General features: G+C 74.8%; 18 protein-coding genes and 2 pseudogenes. 5 read left to right on the top strand and 15 right to left on the bottom strand.

Annotation, left to right across the window (positions count from 1 at the left end; all coding sequences use genetic code 11):
- Window positions 1–254, top strand: a pseudogene (locus ACYVM4_RS08200) (hypothetical protein); the annotation flags it as partial.
- Here ACYVM4_RS08200 and ACYVM4_RS08195 read toward each other — a convergent pair.
- From ACYVM4_RS08195 to clpS, 8 genes and pseudogenes are all read right to left on the bottom strand, one after another.
- Window positions 223–870, bottom strand: coding sequence for a 3'-5' exonuclease (locus tag ACYVM4_RS08195; RefSeq protein ID WP_368820158.1), 648 nt, complete (start codon window positions 868–870; stop codon window positions 223–225). The pseudogene ACYVM4_RS08200 and the gene ACYVM4_RS08195 overlap by 32 nt on opposite strands.
- 22 nt (window positions 871–892) lie before the next feature.
- Entirely contained in the window at window positions 893–1,759 is an 867-nt protein-coding gene (locus ACYVM4_RS08190; protein ID WP_368820159.1) for an aminoglycoside phosphotransferase family protein, read from the bottom strand.
- A 27-nt stretch (window positions 1,760–1,786) separates the two neighbouring features.
- Entirely contained in the window at window positions 1,787–2,431 is a 645-nt protein-coding gene (gene rdgB / locus ACYVM4_RS08185) for an RdgB/HAM1 family non-canonical purine NTP pyrophosphatase (RefSeq protein WP_460668199.1), read from the bottom strand.
- A complete protein-coding gene (gene rph / locus ACYVM4_RS08180) occupies window positions 2,424–3,209 on the bottom strand; it encodes a ribonuclease PH (protein ID WP_368820161.1) in 786 nt (261 codons plus the stop codon). The genes rdgB and rph overlap by 8 nt, the downstream gene beginning before the upstream one ends.
- 57 nt (window positions 3,210–3,266) lie before the next feature.
- A pseudogene (locus ACYVM4_RS08175) lies at window positions 3,267–4,095 on the bottom strand (MBL fold metallo-hydrolase).
- A 60-nt stretch (window positions 4,096–4,155) separates the two neighbouring features.
- Complete coding sequence (murI, locus tag ACYVM4_RS08170) at window positions 4,156–5,091, bottom strand: glutamate racemase (RefSeq protein WP_368820163.1); 936 nt, start codon at window positions 5,089–5,091, stop codon at window positions 4,156–4,158.
- A 115-nt stretch (window positions 5,092–5,206) separates the two neighbouring features.
- The gene (locus tag ACYVM4_RS08165) at window positions 5,207–5,767 is read right to left on the bottom strand and encodes a DUF2017 domain-containing protein (RefSeq protein WP_368820164.1); all 561 of its coding nucleotides are present in this window, start codon (window positions 5,765–5,767) and stop codon (window positions 5,207–5,209) included.
- On the bottom strand, window positions 5,767–6,105 hold the full coding sequence (clpS, locus tag ACYVM4_RS08160) for an ATP-dependent Clp protease adapter ClpS (protein ID WP_017833243.1): 339 nt from the start codon (window positions 6,103–6,105) through the stop codon (window positions 5,767–5,769). The genes ACYVM4_RS08165 and clpS overlap by 1 nt, the downstream gene beginning before the upstream one ends.
- 55 nt (window positions 6,106–6,160) lie before the next feature.
- Here clpS and ACYVM4_RS08155 point away from each other — a divergent pair, with 55 nt between their 5' ends.
- Both ACYVM4_RS08155 and ACYVM4_RS08150 read left to right on the top strand, forming a co-directional pair.
- Window positions 6,161–7,510 (top strand): nicotinate phosphoribosyltransferase, encoded by a 1,350-nt coding sequence (locus ACYVM4_RS08155; RefSeq protein ID WP_460668198.1) that lies wholly within the window; start codon window positions 6,161–6,163, stop codon window positions 7,508–7,510.
- A gap of 71 nt (window positions 7,511–7,581) precedes the next feature.
- Window positions 7,582–8,193, top strand: a complete 612-nt coding sequence (locus ACYVM4_RS08150; protein ID WP_460668197.1) for an isochorismatase family protein — start codon at window positions 7,582–7,584, stop codon at window positions 8,191–8,193.
- Between the two features lie 66 nt (window positions 8,194–8,259).
- Here the strand turns inward: ACYVM4_RS08150 and ACYVM4_RS08145 are convergent, their stop codons facing one another.
- From ACYVM4_RS08145 to ACYVM4_RS08120, 6 genes are all read right to left on the bottom strand, one after another.
- The gene (locus tag ACYVM4_RS08145; protein ID WP_460668196.1) at window positions 8,260–10,062 is read right to left on the bottom strand and encodes a DEAD/DEAH box helicase; all 1,803 of its coding nucleotides are present in this window, start codon (window positions 10,060–10,062) and stop codon (window positions 8,260–8,262) included.
- 120 nt (window positions 10,063–10,182) lie between these two features.
- A complete protein-coding gene (locus tag ACYVM4_RS08140; RefSeq protein WP_157571420.1) occupies window positions 10,183–10,518 on the bottom strand; it encodes a DUF3039 domain-containing protein in 336 nt (111 codons plus the stop codon).
- 63 nt (window positions 10,519–10,581) lie between these two features.
- Window positions 10,582–12,237, bottom strand: a complete 1,656-nt coding sequence (locus ACYVM4_RS08135) for a hypothetical protein (protein ID WP_368820169.1) — start codon at window positions 12,235–12,237, stop codon at window positions 10,582–10,584.
- A complete protein-coding gene (locus ACYVM4_RS08130; protein WP_460668195.1) occupies window positions 12,219–13,079 on the bottom strand; it encodes an ABC transporter ATP-binding protein in 861 nt (286 codons plus the stop codon). The genes ACYVM4_RS08135 and ACYVM4_RS08130 overlap by 19 nt, the downstream gene beginning before the upstream one ends.
- Window positions 13,080–13,253: 174 nt before the next feature.
- Window positions 13,254–14,210, bottom strand: coding sequence for a tetratricopeptide repeat protein (locus tag ACYVM4_RS08125; protein WP_460668194.1), 957 nt, complete (start codon window positions 14,208–14,210; stop codon window positions 13,254–13,256).
- Between the two features lie 242 nt (window positions 14,211–14,452).
- Window positions 14,453–14,794, bottom strand: coding sequence for an ATP/GTP-binding protein (locus tag ACYVM4_RS08120; RefSeq protein WP_368820172.1), 342 nt, complete (start codon window positions 14,792–14,794; stop codon window positions 14,453–14,455).
- A gap of 68 nt (window positions 14,795–14,862) precedes the next feature.
- Between ACYVM4_RS08120 and nucS the strand changes: the two genes are divergently transcribed.
- Window positions 14,863–15,558, top strand: coding sequence for an endonuclease NucS (gene nucS / locus ACYVM4_RS08115; RefSeq protein ID WP_460668193.1), 696 nt, complete (start codon window positions 14,863–14,865; stop codon window positions 15,556–15,558).
- Between the two features lie 311 nt (window positions 15,559–15,869).
- Window positions 15,870–16,073 (top strand): cold-shock protein, encoded by a 204-nt coding sequence (locus ACYVM4_RS08110; RefSeq protein WP_017833253.1) that lies wholly within the window; start codon window positions 15,870–15,872, stop codon window positions 16,071–16,073.
- Window positions 16,074–16,151: 78 nt separating this feature from the next.
- On the opposite strand, the gene murA is transcribed toward ACYVM4_RS08110, so the two are convergent.
- The gene (gene murA / locus ACYVM4_RS08105) at window positions 16,152–17,429 is read right to left on the bottom strand and encodes a UDP-N-acetylglucosamine 1-carboxyvinyltransferase (RefSeq protein WP_460668192.1); all 1,278 of its coding nucleotides are present in this window, start codon (window positions 17,427–17,429) and stop codon (window positions 16,152–16,154) included.
- Window positions 17,430–17,466 lie beyond the last annotated feature (37 nt).

Genomic DNA, 17,466 nt, shown 5'->3' with positions numbered 1-17,466 from the left:
CGGCCCTGCGCGCGGAGGCCGAGGCGCCGGGGGCCGGGGACCCGCGGGCCGTGTTCCGTCGCGCGGTGGAACTGGGCACCGCCCACGCCGGCGACCCGGCCGCGGCGGGGGCCATCGCCGGGGCCGTCACGGGCGCGGCCCTCGGGACGGCCGCGCTGCCGCCGGAGTGGCGCGCCCGGCTGGACGCCGGGGACGCGGTGGCGGAGACGGCCGAGCGCTGGCTCAGGGAAGTGGGGGCGCTGCCAGGCGCCTGACGCTCAGGCCCACGCCGGCGAGCAGCTCCCGGACGGTGCCCGCACCGGCCCGGTGGACCAGGTCCACCACGATCCCCGCGCACGCCCGGGCGTCCTCGAGGGCGTCGTGGTGGCGGCGCAGTGGCACCCCGGCGGCCTCGGCCGCCCGGGGCAGCGCGTAGGACGGCAGGTCGTAGCCGCGCCGGGCCAGCGCCAGGCTGCACGCGTACGCCAGCGGGGCGTGCCGCGTGTCCGTCTCCGCGCACGCGGCGCGGATCACCCCCATGTCGAACGCGGCGTTGTGCGCGACCACGAGCTCGTCGGGATCCTCCGCCAGGATCCAGTCCTCGATCCGCGGCCACAGCTCGGCGAAACCGGGGTGGCCCGCGACCGTGCGCTCGGTGATCCCGTGGATGCGCGTGTTGCCGGGGTCGAAGTCCGCGCGGGTGCGCGGTGGCCGCATGTACGCGGAGCGCTCCGCCACCACCCTCCCGCCGCGGACCCGCACGAGGCCCACGGCGCACGGCGAGCCGATGAAGCGGTTCGCGGTCTCGAAGTCGATGGCGGTGAAGGAGAGGGACGGCGGGTCCGCGGCGGGCCTGGCGGTGGTCGTGGCGGGGGAAGCGGGAGACGGCACCGGAACAGCCTACTGCCCCCGCTCAGGCGGAGACGCCGCGCAGATTGGTCTCTATCCAGTCGTCGGCCCGGGCGATGGACTGGTTGACCTGCGCGGTGTCGAGGTCGTGGTGCAGCGCGTACGCGACGGCCTGCAGCGGGAACGTGCGCGCGTGCAGCCGGGCCCGCTCGTACACGGTCTCCGAGACGGCGGCGCGCAGGGTCTCCCAGCCGTACCACAGCCCGAGGGACGCGGCGTCGTGCGCGGGGTCGGACAGGCAGGCGTGGTCCCAGTCGATGATGCCCGTGAGCTCGTCACCGTCCCACAGCATGTTGTGCCCCATGAGGTCCCCGTGCACCAGGGTCGGCACCACGGTGGGCAGCGCCGCGAGCTCGGCCACGGCCCGCCGCGCGGCCTCCTGGTTGCGGGGCAGCAGCCGCGGGATGACCTCGTCGAGGAGCACGTGCCGCCGCCGGTGGCCGCCCCAGTGCTGACCGGGACGGTCGAGGTAGCGCGCGAACCCCGCGGTGTCGACCTCGGCCAGCTCGGTCAGCACCCGGTGCAGCACGGCCGGGTCCCCGTGCCCGGGCGGGTGCGGGTGGCCGGGCAACCACGTCAGGCCCACCCCGGTGTAGCCGTGGGAGACCACCACGCCGGTGAGCGGCCGCGGGGTCGCGAACGAGAAGCGGGGCAGCCTCCGCAGCACCTCCGTGCGGCGCTGGACGTGCTCGCAGACCGTGGCGTTCTTGGCGATCCGCACGGAGATCACGTGACCCACGTTCACGACCACGTGGGCGGACCCGCCGGCGTGCACCTCCCACTGGCTCGGGTCGGCGCTCATGCCGGCCTCGCGCAGCACGGACTCGACGGCGCCGGCGAACGGCAGGTGGTGGAGCTGCGACCAGGGCATGGTCAGATTCCTCGGTTCGGACGTGGGTCAGTCGGGGGCGGCGGCGGGATCGACGGCGGCCAGCAGGTGCGGGAGCAGGGCTCGCATCGCGCGCCCGCGATGGCTGATGGAGTTCTTCTCCGCGCGCGTGAGCTCGGCGCAGGTCCGGTCGAGCCCGTCGGGGCGGAGCACGGGGTCGTAGCCGAAGCCGCCGTCCCCCACCGGCTCCCGCAGCAGGGTGCCGCGCAGGGTCCCGGTCTCCACGTGCTCGTGGCCGTCCGGGGTGACGAGCGCGGCGGCGCACACGAACTGTGCCCCGCGGTGGGTGTCGGGGACGTCGGAGAGCTGGGCGAGCAGCAGCCTCAGGTTCGCGGCGTCGTCGCCGTGCCGGCCGGACCAGCGCGCGGAGAAGATCCCCGGGGCCCCGCCCAGCACGTCGACGGCCAGGCCGGAGTCGTCGGCCACGGCGACGAGCCCGGTCGCGGCGGCCGCGGAGCGGGCCTTGAGCAGGGCGTTGGCCTCGAAGGTGGTGCCGTCCTCGACGACGTCGGGGGCGCCCGCCGCGGCGGCGTCCACGACGAGCCGCTCCACGTCGGCTCCGGGCCGCGCGGCCGCGAGCAGGTCCCGCAGCTCGGCGAGCTTGCCCCGGTTGTGCGTGGCGAGCACCACCCGGGCGCCGTCGTGCTCACCCATCGTCGGCCTCGCGCAGGGTCTCGACCTGGATCTGGGTGAGCTGGGCGCAGCCGGCCAGCGCGAGGTCGAGCAGGGCGTCGAGCTCGGCGCGGTCGAAGGGGGCGCCCTCGGCCGTGCCCTGCACCTCCACGAAGTCGCCGGACCCGGTGACCACCACGTTCATGTCGGTCTCGGCCCGGACGTCCTCGACGTACGGGAGGTCGAGCATCGGCACGCCGTCGATGATGCCCACGGACACGGCGGCCACGGTGTCGGTGAGCGGCTGCGCGCGGCGGGCGATGAGCCCCTCGGCCCGCGCCCAGCCGATGGCCTCGGCCAGGGCCACGTAGGCGCCCGTGATGGCCGCGGTGCGGGTCCCGCCGTCGGCCTGGAGGACGTCGCAGTCGAGGACCACGGTGTTCTCGCCCAGGGCGGAGAGGTCGATGACCGAGCGCAGGGAGCGGCCGATGAGCCGCGAGATCTCGTGGGTGCGCCCGCCGATCTTGCCCTTCACGGACTCGCGGGCGGACCGGGTGGAGGTGGCCCGAGGGAGCATCGCGTACTCGGCGGTCACCCAGCCGCGGCCCTCCCCCTTGAGCCAGCGCGGGACACCCTCGGTCACGGACGCGGTGCACAGCACCCGGGTGCTGCCGAACTCGATGAGGGCGGACCCCTCCGCCTGCTGGGACCAGCCGCGGGTGATCGTGATGGGCCGCAGCTCGCCGGGCGAACGGCCGTCCGACCGGGTCGCCCCCGGGGTCGAGGGGGCCGGTGCGGTCTGGTCGACGGGGGAATCCATGTGCTCCACCTTACCCCGCGGCTCCGCGGGCCCGGCCCGGTCGCCGGCGGCGGGGGCTCAGGGTCCGACCGCGGCGGCGGGACGGCCGCTGCCCCGGCGGACGATCGGGTAGGTGTAGGCGGGCTGGGCCACCCCGATGGGGCCCTCGAAGACCTCCTGGGCCTCCTCGACGGCCCGCGTCGGGGAGTTCCACACCGGCAGGTGCGTCAGCAGCAGCTTGCGCGCCCCGGCGTCCCGGGCGGCCTCCGCGGCGCGCCGGCCGGTGAGGTGGATGCCGCGCAGCGCGTCGTCGCGACCCTCGTGGTAGGCGGCCTCGCACAGGAAGACGTCGGCGTCCCGGGCGGCGCGCACGAGGCCCTCGCACGCGTCGGTGTCCCCCGAGTAGGCCAGGGTGCTGGGGCCCATGACCCCGTCGTAGTCGATGCGCAGGGCGTACGGCTCGGGGGTGGGGTGCTCCACCCGGAAGGGCGTGATCGCGAACGGCCCCACCCGCACGGGCTCCTCCGGGACCCACGTGTGGAAGTCGAACTCGCCGTGCATCCCGGGCTCCGGGGGGAGCCCGTGGGTGCTGCTGAGGTACTCGTGGAGGCCGGTGGGCGCCCACAGGGGGATCGGGGGGCGGCCCCAGCCCCGCGGGTCCCACTTGATCGCCACGTGCAGCCCGGCCAGGTCGATGCAGTGGTCGGGGTGCAGATGGCTGACGAGCACGGCGTCGATGTCGTGCAGGTCCATGTGGCGCTGCAGCACGCCCAGGGCGCCGTTGCCCATGTCCAGCATGGATGCGCCAGGTCCGCCCCTCGGCGTCCTCGCCGCTGACGAGGTAGCAGGAGGCCGGGGAGTTCGGCCCCGCGAAGGAGCCGGTGCATCCGACGATGGTGAGTTTCATGGAGCGTGTGCCTTCCAGGGAGTACCGGTGGGACGGCGGCCGCACCGGCCGCGGAGCTGCTCAGGGCGCGGACGGGCCGGTGCCCCCGATCATCTCCGGGGTGATCCGCGCGAGCGAGCCCGTGGGGTACTGCTCCGCCACGGAGCTGGTGTGCCGGACGCGGGCGACCTCCGGCCCCAGGAACCGCCGGGCGAGGACCTCGAAGGACGCGGCGTCCCCGGTGGCGAGGAACTCGTGGTGGGCGGGCAGGCTCGGGTCCCGCTCGAGCCCGTGGCCGACCAGCGCGCGGTAGACGTCCTTGGCGGTCTCCTCCGCGCTGGAGACCAGTGTGACGGCGTCGCCCATGACGTAGGAGATCACCCCGGTGAGCAGGGGGTAGTGGGTGCAGCCCAGCACCAGGGTGTCCACGTCGGCCTCGCGCAGCGGGTCCAGGTACGCCTGGGCCGTGGCCAGCAGGCCGGGCCCCGTGGTGACGCCCGCCTCCACGTAGTCGACGAACGCCGGGCAGGCCACCGAGTCGATCCGCAGGTGGGGCGCGGCGGCGAACGTGTCGTCGTAGGCGCGGGACCCGACCGTCGCCTCCGTGCCGATGACCCCGACCCGGCCGTTGCGGGTCGAGGCGACCGCTCGGCGCACCGCCGGCTGGATGACCTCCACCACGGGGATCCCGTAGACCCGGGTGTAGCGCTCCCGGGCGTCGCGCAGCACCGCGGCGGACGCCGTGTTGCAGGCGATCACCAGCAGCTTGACGCCGGAGTCCACCAGCTCGTCCATGATGCGCAGGGCGTGCGCCCGGACCTCGGCGATCGGCAGCGGCCCGTAGGGCCCGTGCGCGGTGTCGCCCACGTAGACGATCTCCTCGTGGGGCAGCTGGTCGATGATGGCGCGGGCCACGGTGAGACCGCCCACCCCGGAGTCGAACACGCCGATGGGTGAACCGGGGTTGGGGCGCCGTGCGGCCCGGCCGCCGGCCCCGAAGACATCGTCATCCTGCATATCGACAAGAGCGTAGTCCCGGGCGTGCCGCCGCCCCAAACCGCACCGCGGCCGTGCCGCCGTGATGCGCGTCACCCCCCGCCGGGGCGGGGTCCCCGCGGGGTGTCGTGGCCGGTCAGTCCCGGGGCAGGTCGTGGAGCAGGGCCTCCATGAGGGTCTCCTGCAGCCACGAGACGAAGTTGTACAGGAGCGACATGTACGTCTCCACGTCCTCGATCGCGGACCAGTCGTCGTAGCGGCCCACGCGCTCGGCGTCGGCCTCGCTGCGGATCCCCAGGCGGTCCGCCAGCACCAGCCGCACGTCGTTGAGGGCCTGGCCGAAGGCCTGCGCCTGCTCCGGGTCCAGCCGCACGGGCTGGGCCTCCAGCGCCAGGGCCGCCTGCTTCAGCACGCCCCGCTTGGTCTCCCGCAGCCCCCGCTCCGTGTACCGGCGGAACTCGGCGGCCCGCTCGGGGTCCAGGCTGCCGTCGGGCAGCAGACGCCGGAGCGCGGAGTCGTCGGGGACGGTGGCGTCCCCGGACACGCCCAGCATCCGCTCGAGCGAGTCCTCCGAGGCCGGCTGCTCGGGGGCGAGCGCCTGGGCGACGTCCGCGAACAGCTTCTGCAGCAGCTCCTTCTCGGGCTCCTCGAAGCGGGCGGTGATGCCCCGGCGGGTGGACCGGAAACCCTGCGCCATCAGTGGCCCCCCGCCTGCTCGAAGGTGGCCCACAGCCCGAAGCCGTGCATCGCCGCGGTGTGGGTCTCGGCCTCCTCGAGGGAGCCGCTGGCCACCACGGAGCGCCCGTGGTGGTGGACCTCCAGCATGAGGGAGCGGGCCTTCTCCTCCGGGTAGCCGAAGTAGGAGCGGAACACGTACGTGACGTAGCTCATGAGGTTGACGGGGTCGTCCCACACGACCACGTTCCACGGGGTCTCGGTCTCCGTGGCCACGGACGTCGCGCCGGTGGGCCGGGTGCCGGTCTCCGGGGTGGCGGTGGCCGCGGGGCGGGCGGCGGCGGGAGTAGCGCAGTGCATGGTCCGTCCATCGTAGCGAGTGCCGGACGCGGGGCGCACCGGCGGCGTCGCTAGAGTGGTGCCCGTGAACCAGCGCAGCCACCGGTGGGCCCCGCCGCCCACGTCCCTGATGACCGACCACTACGAGCTGACCATGCTGCAGGCCGCCCTGCACGCCGGCACCGCGCAGCGGCGCAGCGTGTTCGAGGTGTTCGCCCGGCGGCTGCCGGCGGGCCGCCGCTACGGCGTGGTGGCGGGCACGGGGCGCCTGCTCGAGGGGCTCGACAGCTTCCGCTTCGGCGACGAGCAGCTGGCCTTCCTCGAGGACACCGGCGTGGTCAACCAGGCCACCCTGGACCACCTCGCCGACTTCCGGTTCACCGGGTCGATCTCCGGCTACGCCGAGGGCGAGGCGTACTTCCCCTCCTCGCCGCTGCTCGTGGTCGAGGCCACGTTCGCCGAGGCGTGCGTGCTCGAGACGTACTTCCTGTCGGTGCTCAACTACGACAGCGCCGTGGCCTCGGCCGCCTCCCGCATGGTGGGGGCCGCGGCGGGGCGCCCGTGCATCGAGATGGGCTCCCGGCGCGCCCACGAGGAGGCCGCCGTCGCGGCCGCGCGGGCGGCGGTGATCGGCGGCTTCGACTCTACGTCGAACCTCGAGGCCGGGCACCGCTACGGGATCCGGACCGTCGGGACGGCAGCCCACTCCTTCACGCTCCTGCACGACTCGGAGGAGGACGCCTTCCGCGCCCAGCTCCAGTCCATGGGCCGGGACACCACCCTGCTCGTCGACACCTACGACGTCGAGACCGCGGTCCGGAAGGCCGTGGAGCTCGCGGGTCCCGAGCTGGGCGGCGTGCGCCTGGACTCGGGCGACCTCGTGACCCAGGCCGCCTGGGTGCGCGAGCTCCTCGACGAGCTGGGCAACCCGGGCACCCGCATCACCGTCACCTCCGACCTGGACGAGTACGCGATCGCGGCCCTGAACGCCGCACCCGTCGACGCGTTCGGCGTCGGCACCCGCGTGGTCACCGGCTCCGGGGCGCCGACGTCGTCGATGGTCTACAAGCTGGTGGCCCGCGAGGACTCCTCCGGAGAGCTGCGCCCCGTGGCGAAGGCCGCCAAGGGCAAGGTGTCCGTGGGCGGGCGCAAGCACGCCCTGCGGCGCCGGGACGAGAAGGGCACGGCGACCCACGAGTTGGTCGGGATCGGCCGGCTGCCCGACGACGACGGCGACGACCGGCCGCTGCTCGAGGAGTTCGTCCGCGACGGCGAGCTGCTGGACGGCTGGACCGGGCCGGCCGGGGTCCGGCGGGCCCGGGAGCGGCACGCGGCGTCCGTGGCGGAGCTGCCCCGCTCGGCCCGGCGGCTCAGCGAGGGCGACCCCGTGATCCCGACCGTGCTGGGGCCGGACGCCCCGGCCTGAGCGGCCGTCCGGGCGGACGCCGCCGGACGGGATCCACCGAGCGAGACCCACCGAACAGAGGGAGGAACACCATGAGGACCGCACTGATCGTCGTCGACGTGCAGAACGACTTCTGCGAGGGCGGCTCGCTGGCCGTCGCCGGAGGCGCGGCGGTGGCCGCCGCCGTGTCGGAGCACCTGGAGGACCACCACGGGGACTACGCGGCCGTCGCGGCCACCCAGGACTGGCACATCGACCCCGGGGCGCACTTCTCCGACGAGCCGGACTACGTGCAGTCCTGGCCCGTGCACTGCGTCGCCGAGTCCCGCGGGGCCCACTTCCACCCGGACCTGGACACGGACTGGATCCAGGCGTGGTTCCGCAAGGGCGAGCACGACGCCGCCTACTCCGGCTTCGAGGGGCTCCTCGCCCCGGACGCGGACGTGCCGATGGGCGACGACGAGGACGTCGACGACGAGCCGGACGTGAGCCTCGACGATTGGCTGCGGGAGCACGAGATCGAGGCCGTGGACATCGTGGGCCTCGCGACCGACCACTGCGTGCGGGCGACCGCCCTGGACGCCGTCGAGGCCGGCTACGACACCCGTGTGCTGGTGGGGCTCACCGCGGGCGTCGCCGAGGAGAGCACTGAGCGCGCCCTGCGGGAGATGGCCGCGGCGGGGGTCGAGGTCGTCCGGTCCTGACCGGCGCCCGCCGTCGTGCCCGGCCGCGGCCCGCCCCTTGCCGGGCGGGCCGCGGCCGGGCGCCGCTCACTTGCGCCCGATGAACCAGTCCTGCAGCTTCTTGACCCGCGCCTGGAGCTGCTCCTCGTTGGCCTGCGCCACCGGCGGGCCCCCGCACACGCGGCGCAGCTCGTTGTGCACCATCCCGTGCGGGGTGCCCGTGCGCGACGCCCAGGCCGAGACGTTCTTGGACAGGGTCGAGCGCAGCTCCTTGAGCCGCCGGTGGTCGGGCACCGCCGGCTGCTCCGGGGCCCGGGCGGCGCCCGGGCGCCGGCGGGCGTGCTGGGACTGCCGCTCCCGCAGCAGCGCCGAGACCTGGTCGGCCTCCAGCAGGCCCGGGATGCCGAGGAAGTCCGCCTCCTCCTCCGAGCCCACCGCCACGCCGCCGCCGAACGCGCCGCCGTCGAAGAGGACCCCGTGGAAGGACGCGTCCGAGCCGATGGCCTCGAACCGGCCCTGGGCGAGGGCCGCGGACGCCTTCTCCTCGCGGTTGGCCTCCTCGAGCAGGTCGTCGTCCCAGCCCTCCTCGAGGGGGTCCGCGGGCAGGCCGGTCTCCTCCACGGCGGGCTTGTCGAGAGCGTGGTCCCGCTCGGCCTCCATCTCGTTGGCGAGCTGCATCAGCGCCGGCACGGACGGCAGGAAGACGGACGCCGTCTCCCCGCGCCTGCGGGCGCGCACGAAGCGCCCGACCGCCTGGGCGAAGAACAGCGGCGTCGAGGTGGACGTCGCGTAGACGCCCACGGCGAGGCGAGGGACGTCGACGCCCTCGGAGACCATGCGCACGGCGACCATCCACCGGCTGTCCCCCGCGGAGAACTCGTCGATCCGGTCGGAGGCGCCCTTGTCGTCGGAGAGGACCACGGTGGGGTTCTCCCCGGTGATCCGGCGCAGCTGCGCGGCGTAGGCCTTCGCGTCCTGGTGGTCGGTCGCGATGACCATCGCCCCGGCGTCCGGCACGGTGCGCCGCACCTCCGTGAGCCGCTGGTCCGCGGCCTGGAGCACCGACGGGATCCACTGCCCGTTCGGGTCGAGGGCCGTGCGCCACGCGTGGGCCGTGATGTCCTTCGTGAAGCCCTCGCCGAGCTCCGCGGCCATCTCCTCCCCCGCGCTGGTGCGCCAGCGCATCTGCCCCGAGTAGGCGAGGAAGATCACGGGCCGGACCACGTGGTCCTTGAGCGCGTCGCCGTAGCCGTAGGTGTAGTCGGCGCTCGAGCGGCGGATGCCGTCCCCGTCCTCCAGGTAGCGCACGAACGGGATGGGCGCCGTGTCCGAGCGGAAGGGGGTGCCGGTCAGGGCGAGCCGGCGGGCGGCGGGGTCGAAGGCCTCCTGCAGCCCGTCGCCCCACGTGAGCGAGTCCCCGGCGTGGTGGATCTCGTCCATGATCACCAGGGTCCGGCCCGCCTCGGTGCGGGCCCGGTGCAGGAGCGGCTTCATCGCCACCTGGGAGTAGGTCACGGCCGCGCCCAGGTAGTCGCGGCCGTGGGAGCCGTCCGCGTTCTTGAAGTTCGGGTCGATCGCCAGGCCCACGCGGGCCGCGGCGTCCGCCCACTGCCGCTTGAGGTGGTCCGTGGGCGTCACCACCGTGATCCGGTTGACGGTCCCGCGGTCGAAGAGCTCCTTGGCGACCCGCAGCGCGAAGGTCGTCTTGCCCGCCCCAGGGGTCGCGACCGCCATGTAGTCCCGGGGCTGGGCCTCGAAGTAGCGCTGGAGCGCCTCCGCCTGCCAGGCGCGCAGCTTGGGGGCGGTGCCCCACGCGGCGCGGTCGGGATAGGCCGGGGGGAGGTCGGCGGCTGCTGCGCCGAACAAGGAGAGCTGGTCGTCCTGGGACACGCTGGCGACGTCCTTTCGCTCGTGGTCCCGCGGCCTCGTGGCCGCGGTGGGTGACGGGGGCGCGGCGGCGGGCCACGCAAAAGCGCCCGCCGGCGGCGGGCGCTTGCTCGGGGGCGGTGCTCAGCCCTGGTCGTCGCCCTGGTCGTTCGGGGGGCGCAGGCCGTCGTAGATCTCCTTGCAGGTGGGGCACACCGGGAACCGCTGCGGGTCGCGGCCGGGGACCCAGACCTTGCCGCACAGGGCGATCACGGGCTCGCCGGAGAGGGCGGACTCCATGATCTTCTCCTTGCGCACGTAGTGCGCGAAGCGCTCGTGGTCGCCCGGCTCCTGGAGCTCCCTGGTCTCCTCGCGCTCGATCGTGGAGGTGCCCCCGGCCGGCTGCGCCGGGTCGGTGCCGTAGGGGCTGTCGTCCAGGCCGTTCGTCGGGGTGCCGGTGGTCGCCGCTGAGACATGCATGGGCGCCACTTTACCCCGTCCCTGCCGGCCCGCGTGCGCCGGGGACCGACCGGCCGGCCCGGTTCAGCGGAACTGGGCGACCTCCTGGAGCAGCTCGGGGGCCCGCCGGTCGTACCAGCGCCCGCCGAGGACGATGCCGCCGCAGCACAGCAGCGGGCCGAGCACCGCCCCGGCGGCCAGCGCCGCCCATCCCCACCCGGGATCGCCGGTGAAGACCTGCACGAGGAGAGGGACCGCGGCCGGCAGGACGAGGACGAGGATCAGCCCCAGCGCCACGAACTGCACCAGCACGTTCAGGACGGTGAAGCCCTGCGGCGTCTTCAGCGGCGACGCGCCCGGCGGGGCCACGGGGTAGGTGTACCGGGCGGACATCACCGAGGACAGGCCCGCCCCGCCCAGCAGCGCCAGCAGCGCGGTGCCCGCGATCCCGGGCAGCAGCTGCCACCGGCCCTCGACCGCGAACGGCAGCAGGATCCCGAGCGCCGTGAGCGGCACGGCGATCACGAGCAGCGCGAGCACCCGGCCCGCGCGGTCGTGGACGCCCCGCACCCCGGAGAGGACGTGCAGGTGCAGGGCGGTGTTGTCGTAGGACACGTCGCCGGAGATCTGGTAGGCGAGCAGCGCCGCGATCATCGGGCCCAGGCCGTAGAGGAAGAGGCTGCCTCCCCCCGGGTCCCGGGAGAACCAGATCAGCACGGCGAGGGCGGGGATGACGAGCAGACCGGCCGCGTAGCGGGGGTCCCGGACCCAGTAGATCAGGCACCGGGCCGCGACGGCCGCCCAGGGACGCCGGGGCGCGCGGTCGAACAGCCCCGCGCCGGCGGCCCCCTCGCGCGGGGCCGCGGTCCGCCGGCCGGCCGTGCTGGTCAGGGCCCGCTCCTGCGCCACGCGCCAGACGAGGACGAGGACGACGACCGTCAGGACCGTGACGACCAGCCGGGCCGCGGCGGATCCCCACCGGCCGGCGGCGACGTCGGCCGGGACGGCCCAGACGGCGCCGACCGGCGTCCACGCCAGCACGCCGGCGTACTGCGGCAGCCGGTCCCACAGCCGCTCCAGCCCGCTGAGCAGACCGGTGACGATGGGGCCGAGCAGCACCAGGACCACGAGCGCGGCCAGCGAGACCAGCTCCGTGAGCCGCCGGCGGCGGCCGAGGCCGACGGCGAGGGCCGTGACGCAGCGGGAGCCGGTGACCACGAGGGCCAGCGCGAGCGGCACGCACAGGAGGGCCGCGAGCAGCGCGGCCGCGGACGAGCGCCAGGAGCTCACCGTGGCGAGGAGACCGACGGCGGTGAGCGCGCCCGGCACGCCGACGAGCGCGCCGAGCGCCTGACCCCACTGGACCTGGCCCACGGAGAGGGGCAGGAGGGCGAGGCGCGCCGGGTCCAGCGTGGCGTCGGCGCGCGCCGCGAGGACGGGCAGCAGCCACCAGACCAGCGTGGCCGCCGTCCCGGCCAGCACGAGCACGGTGCGCACCAGGGACAGGTCCTGGCGTCCCAGCAGGAACAGCGCCACCACGGCCAGGCCCAGCAGGAACACGAAGTAGGCGGCACCCAGCACGGTCCCCACAAGCACCCAGGTGCTGCGGGTCAGGGTGTTCACGAGGATCCTCGCCTTCAGGCCCACGAGGCGGCCGGCCAGGACGGCGGTGCCCGCCCGGGCGGGGGCGAGGCCCTCCGGGGCCGGGGCGAGCTCCCGGCTCACTCCGGGCGCAGCCACGTCAGCCCCTCCCCCGTCTCCCGGCGACCGCCGACCAGATCGACGAACCGGTCCTCGAGCGTGGCCCCGGCACGGACCTCGTCGACCGTCCCGGCGGCCAGCACCCGGCCCCGGTCCATGACGGCGACGTGGTCGCACATCCGCTGCACGAGGTCCATGACGTGGCTGGAGACGACCACGGTCCCGCCGGCGGACACGAAGCCGTGCAGGATCTCGCGGATGTTCGCGGCCGAGACGGGATCGACCGACTCGAACGGCTCGTCGAGGACCAGCAGACTCGGGGCGTGGATGAGGGCGCCGGCCAGCGCGATCTTCTTGGTCATGCCGGCGGAGTAGTCCTGGACCTGCGTCCCGGCGTCGGCCACCAGGTCCATGGCCCGCAGCAGGTCCTCGGTGCGCTCGGCCACGACTCCCCGGTCCATGCCGCGCAGCAGACCGGAGTAGGTGACGAGCTGGCGCCCGGTGAGCCGGTCGAACAGGTGCAGCCCGTCCGGCAGCACGCCCATGAGCTGCTTGGCCCGCCGGGGCTCGGCCCAGACGTCGACACCGGCCACGCGGGCGCTGCCCGCCGTCGGGCGGAGGAGGCCGGTCGCCATGGACAGCATCGTGGTCTTGCCGGCGCCGTTGCGCCCCACGAGGCCGAAGAAGGAGCCGCGGGGAACGTCGAGGTCCACGCGGTCCACGGCGACCTTGGCCTCGGGGGTGCCCGGGCGGCCGAAGACCCGGACGAGCCCGCGCACGCTCAGCGCCGGCGGCCCGCCGCGCGGCGGCGCCGCGGACCCGTCCGGCGCGGGTTCGCCGGCCCGGTCCGGGACGGCCTGCGGGATGTGCTGGTGGCTCATGCCACCAGCGTAGGCAGGCGGGGACCCGGCACGCCTCCGGCGCGCGGCGGAGGCCGGCCCGCCCTCCCGGGGCGTGCGCTCCGTCGCACGGTGGAGCCCGGGCCGCGCCACCGGTGCCGCGGGAGCACCGAGCGGGCGGCCCCGTCAGGCGGTGGGACCGTCAGGGGCGCGGACTCAGAACAGGGCGCGCATCAGGGCGCCGCGGGCGGTCACCACGCGCGGGTCCTCGGCGCCCACCACGTCGAAGAGCTCGAGCAGGCGCAGCCGGACGGCGTCGCGGTCCTCCCCGGCGGTGCGCCGCACCAGGTCCAGCAGCCGCCGGAAGGCGTCCTCCACGTGGCCGCCCGAGACGTCGAGATCGGCGACGGCCAGCTGGGCCGCCACGTCCTCGGGGGCGGCGGCGGCCTCGGCGCGGGCCGTCGCGGCGTCCAGCGGCAGCACGCGCTGGAGCAGGTGCACCTGGGCGAGGGCGAGCTTCGCCTCCCGGTCCCCGGGGTTCTCGGCGATCGCCTTCCGGTACGCGGCCTCGGCGGCGTCGACGTCCCCCGCCTCGAGGGCGTCCACGGCCTCCTGGTGCAGCGGGGGCAGCGGCTCCGGCTCGTCGTCGGCGCGCGCGGGCTCCACGGTGCCCGAGATCCCGTTCTGCTCGGCGAGGGCGAGCAGCTCGTCGAGGAGCTGGCCCACCTGCTCGGGCGGGACCGTGGAGTTGAACAGCGGCACGGGCCGTCCGCCGAGCAGCGCCACCACGGTGGGCACGGACTGCGCCTGGAACATCTGGGCGATCTCGGGGGCCGCCTCGGCGTCCACGGACGCCAGCAGGAGCCGCCCCCGGTAGCGGTCGACGACCTGCTCCAGGGTGTCGGTGAACGCCACGGACTGCTCGCTGAAGCGGGCCCACAGGGCGAAGACCACCGGTACCTGGGTGGAGAGCTGGGCGACCTCCTGGAAGTCCGCCGCGGTCACCTCCCGCCGGTACCCGCCCGCCCGGTCCTCCCCCGCGGGCGGGCCGCCGGGGGCGGGCACGGCGCCCAGGTCCACCGCGCCCCGCACCGACGACGGGAGCGCGGCCTCCTGCGGCGGCGGAGCGGTCTCGGCGGTGCGGCGGGGCTGCTGGTGCTGGAACTCGTTCACGGGGCGTCTCCTGAGGGCTCGACGACGGGCTCGGCGGTCCGCTCGGCCGGCGGCGTCGGGGGCTGGGTCGGTGGTCCGGGTCGGTGGTCTGGGCCGCCGGTCCGGGTCGGTGGTCCGGGTCGACGGCGGCGCAACGGCGGGTCTCCCACGATTATCGACCGCCGGGGGGCGGCTCGGCCACCGGCGCGGCCCCGTGTCCGCTCCCGGCGTGACGGCGGCCGCGGCGAGGGACGGCAACGGTCTCAGCGGCGGGTGCGCCAGCAGCGCTCGTGCCAGTGGCGGCGGTCCTCGAAGGCGCTGCGCGCCCCCAGCAGGGAGTCCTGCTGCCAGACGACCAGGTGCGCGATCCCCGGCGGGATCGACCGGCCACAGCCGGGGCAGGTGTAGGTCTTGACGGCGTTGACGGGCCGGACGTGGCGGACCAGCCAGTCCCCGTCCGCCGAGCGCTCCACCGTGGGCGCCGGCTCCAGGACGCGTTCGACCGACCACGGCTCCTGCGCCGCGCCGCGCTGCCACTTGCTGGCGCGCGGGCCGGCGCCGGGGCCGCCGTGGCGGCGTCGCGAGGAGTGGTTGGAGCGTGGCACGGCGCCATCGTCTCACACGGGTGCCACCGGGTCCGGTCCCGCTCCCGCGGAGCGCTAGGCTGGAGCGCGTGCGTCTTGTCATTGCCGATTGCTCCGTCGACTACGAAGGGCGTCTGCGCGCCCACCTGCCCGCCGCCCGGCGTCTTCTGCTCGTGAAGGCCGACGGCTCCGTGCTCGTCCACTCGGACGGCGGCAGCTACAAGCCCCTGAACTGGATGAGCCCGCCCGCCCGCCTGCACGTCGGCGAGCCCGGGGCGGAGCTCGCGGCCGAGGGGGTCCTGCAGACGTGGACCGTTCAGGCCGCCAAGAGCGACGACCGCCTGGTCATCCAGGTGTTCGAGATCCACGAGGACGTCTCCCACGAGCTGGGCAGCGACCCCGGGCTGGTGAAGGACGGGGTCGAGGCGGACCTCCAGCGCCTGCTCGCCGAGCAGATCCACCGCCTCGGCTCGGGGCACACCCTCGTCCGCCGCGAGTACCCCACCGTGATCGGGCCGGTCGACATCCTGGCCCGCGACGCCGCCGGCGCCACCGTGGCGGTCGAGCTCAAGCGCCGAGGCGACATCGACGGCGTCGAGCAGCTCACCCGGTACCTCGAGCTGCTCAACCGCGACCCTCTCCTGGCGCCCGTGCGCGGAGTGTACGCCGCCCAGCTCATCAGGCCCCAGGCCCGGGTGCTCGCCGAGGACCGGGGCATCGCGTGCCTCACCCTCGACTACGACGAGATGCGCGGGCTCGACGACAGCGACTCGCGCCTCTTCTGAGCCCACCGCCGGGCTTCATGGTCCCCGGCCGGGCGCGGGGGCGATCACGCGGTCGGCGAACAGCGCGCAACACGCGATGATCAGCAGGCGAACAACGTTGACCGCCCCCGGGGAGTGTGTGAAGCTGAACATGTTCTTCGTTCCATGTTTTGCATGCTCGCAGAACGGGTAAGCGAGCGTGACGTTCGACCCTGGCCCTGGTCTCCCTCCCTCGGGAACGGAGGCCTCGGCCCTCGGCTCATCTCGTGGTACCGCCCTTCCGTGCACGACCTGTGCACACGTTTCGCACCATCTCGCAAGGAGAGATCTTCATGGCCCAGGGCACCGTCAAGTGGTTCAACGCCGAAAAGGGCTTCGGCTTCATCACCCCCGACGACTCCGACTCGGACGTCTTCGTCCACTACTCAGAGATCCAGTCGGGCGGCTTCCGCACCCTCGAGGAGAACCAGCGCGTCGAGTTCGAGATCGGCCAGGGCCAGAAGGGCCCGCAGGCCACCGGCGTCACGCTCATCTGATCCGCTTCCCGCGCACCGGCTGAGCAGGAGCCCCGCACCCGTCCCGGGTGCGGGGCTCTTCCGTGCCCGACCGGCAGCTCAGTACGCGGTGCCGGCCAGGTGCCGTTCGACGGCGGCCCCGGCCGCCGCGAGCTGCTCCACGAAGTGCTCGTAGCCGCGGTCCACGTGCTCCACACCGTGCACGTCGGTCGTGCCCACCGCGGCCATCCCGGCGATCACCAGGGCCGCGCCGGCCCGGATGTCCTTCGCCTCCACGGGCGCCCCGGAGAGCACGGGCATCCCGGCGACGAGGGCGTGGTGGCCGTCGAGGCGCACGCTTGCGCCCAGCCGCTCCAGCTCGGCCGTGAAGCCCCATCGGGCCTCGAAGACGTTCTCGGTGACCATGCCGGAGCCGTCGGCCACCGCGTTGAGCGCGACCACGAACGGCTGCAGGTCGGTGGGGAACCCCGGGTACGGGAGGGTGGAGACGTTGATCGCCCGGGGACGCTCCGGCCCGGTCACCACCAGGGCGCCGTCCTTCGTGTCCACGCGGCACCCGGCCGCGCGCAGCTTGTCGAGCACCACCGCCAGGTGGCCCGGCTCCGCGCCCTCGATCCGCACGGTTCCGCCGGTCACGGCCGCCGCGAAGGCCCACGTGCCTGCCACGATGCGGTCCGGCACCGTCCGGTGCTCGACCGGGCGCAGGGACGCCACCCCGACGACCGTGACGGTGCTCGTGCCCAGGCCCTCGATCCGGGCGCCCATGCCCTGCAGCATCCGCCCGATGTCGACGATCTCCGGCTCCCGCGCCGCGTTGTCGATCACGGTGGTGCCCTCGGCCAGCGTCGCGGCCATCATGAGGTTCTCCGTCGCTCCCACGGAGGGGTAGTCCAGCCGGAAGTGCGTCCCGCGCAGGCTCCGGGGCACGGACGCCACGAGGTAGCCGCGCTCGATCTGCAGCACCGCCCCCATCGCCTCCAGTCCCGCGCGGTGCATGTCCAGTCCGCGGGAGCCGATGGCGTCCCCGCCGGGCAGTGCCACCTCGGCCACGCGGCACCGGGCGACCAGGGGGCCGAGCACGGAGATCGACGCGCGCATCGCCCGCACCAGGTCGTAGTCCGCCTGGTGGTGCAGCACCGGCGGGACGTCGATCCGGACCGTCTTCTCGGCGCGCTCGTAGGCCACGGCGCAGCCGAGCCGGCGCAACAGCTCCGCCATGATCGTGACGTCGTGGATCTCGGGGACGTTCGTGATGGTGGACTCGCCCTCGGCCAGCAGCGCCGCCGCCATCAGCTTCAGCACGCTGTTCTTGGCGCCGGAGACGCGCAGGGTGCCGTTGACCGCGGTGGGCCCGTGCACGACGATCTTCTCTTCCATCCACTCTCCTGGGCGGTCTCGCCGGGGAACCTGGGGT

This window comes from Kocuria himachalensis (assembly GCF_054784195.1).
The sequence above is the reverse complement of the archived record's forward strand: the minus strand, read 5'-3'. Positions and strand labels throughout refer to the sequence as shown.

Bases quoted from the DNA above. Each gene is read 5' to 3' on its own strand.
- ACYVM4_RS08190 (WP_368820159.1), bottom strand. From the start codon at position 1,759: ATGCCCTGGTCGCAGCTCCACCACCTGCCGTTCGCCGGCGCCGTCGAG.
- rdgB (WP_460668199.1), bottom strand. From the start codon at position 2,431: ATGGGTGAGCACGACGGCGCCCGGGTGGTGCTCGCCACGCACAACCGG.
- rph (WP_368820161.1), bottom strand. From the start codon at position 3,209: ATGGATTCCCCCGTCGACCAGACCGCACCGGCCCCCTCGACCCCGGGG.
- murI (WP_368820163.1), bottom strand. From the start codon at position 5,091: ATGCAGGATGACGATGTCTTCGGGGCCGGCGGCCGGGCCGCACGGCGC.
- ACYVM4_RS08165 (WP_368820164.1), bottom strand. From the start codon at position 5,767: ATGGCGCAGGGTTTCCGGTCCACCCGCCGGGGCATCACCGCCCGCTTC.
- clpS (WP_017833243.1), bottom strand. From the start codon at position 6,105: ATGCACTGCGCTACTCCCGCCGCCGCCCGCCCCGCGGCCACCGCCACC.
- ACYVM4_RS08150 (WP_460668197.1), top strand. From the start codon at position 7,582: ATGAGGACCGCACTGATCGTCGTCGACGTGCAGAACGACTTCTGCGAG.
- ACYVM4_RS08140 (WP_157571420.1), bottom strand. From the start codon at position 10,518: ATGCATGTCTCAGCGGCGACCACCGGCACCCCGACGAACGGCCTGGAC.
- ACYVM4_RS08130 (WP_460668195.1), bottom strand. From the start codon at position 13,079: ATGAGCCACCAGCACATCCCGCAGGCCGTCCCGGACCGGGCCGGCGAA.
- ACYVM4_RS08110 (WP_017833253.1), top strand. From the start codon at position 15,870: ATGGCCCAGGGCACCGTCAAGTGGTTCAACGCCGAAAAGGGCTTCGGC.
- murA (WP_460668192.1), bottom strand. From the start codon at position 17,429: ATGGAAGAGAAGATCGTCGTGCACGGGCCCACCGCGGTCAACGGCACC.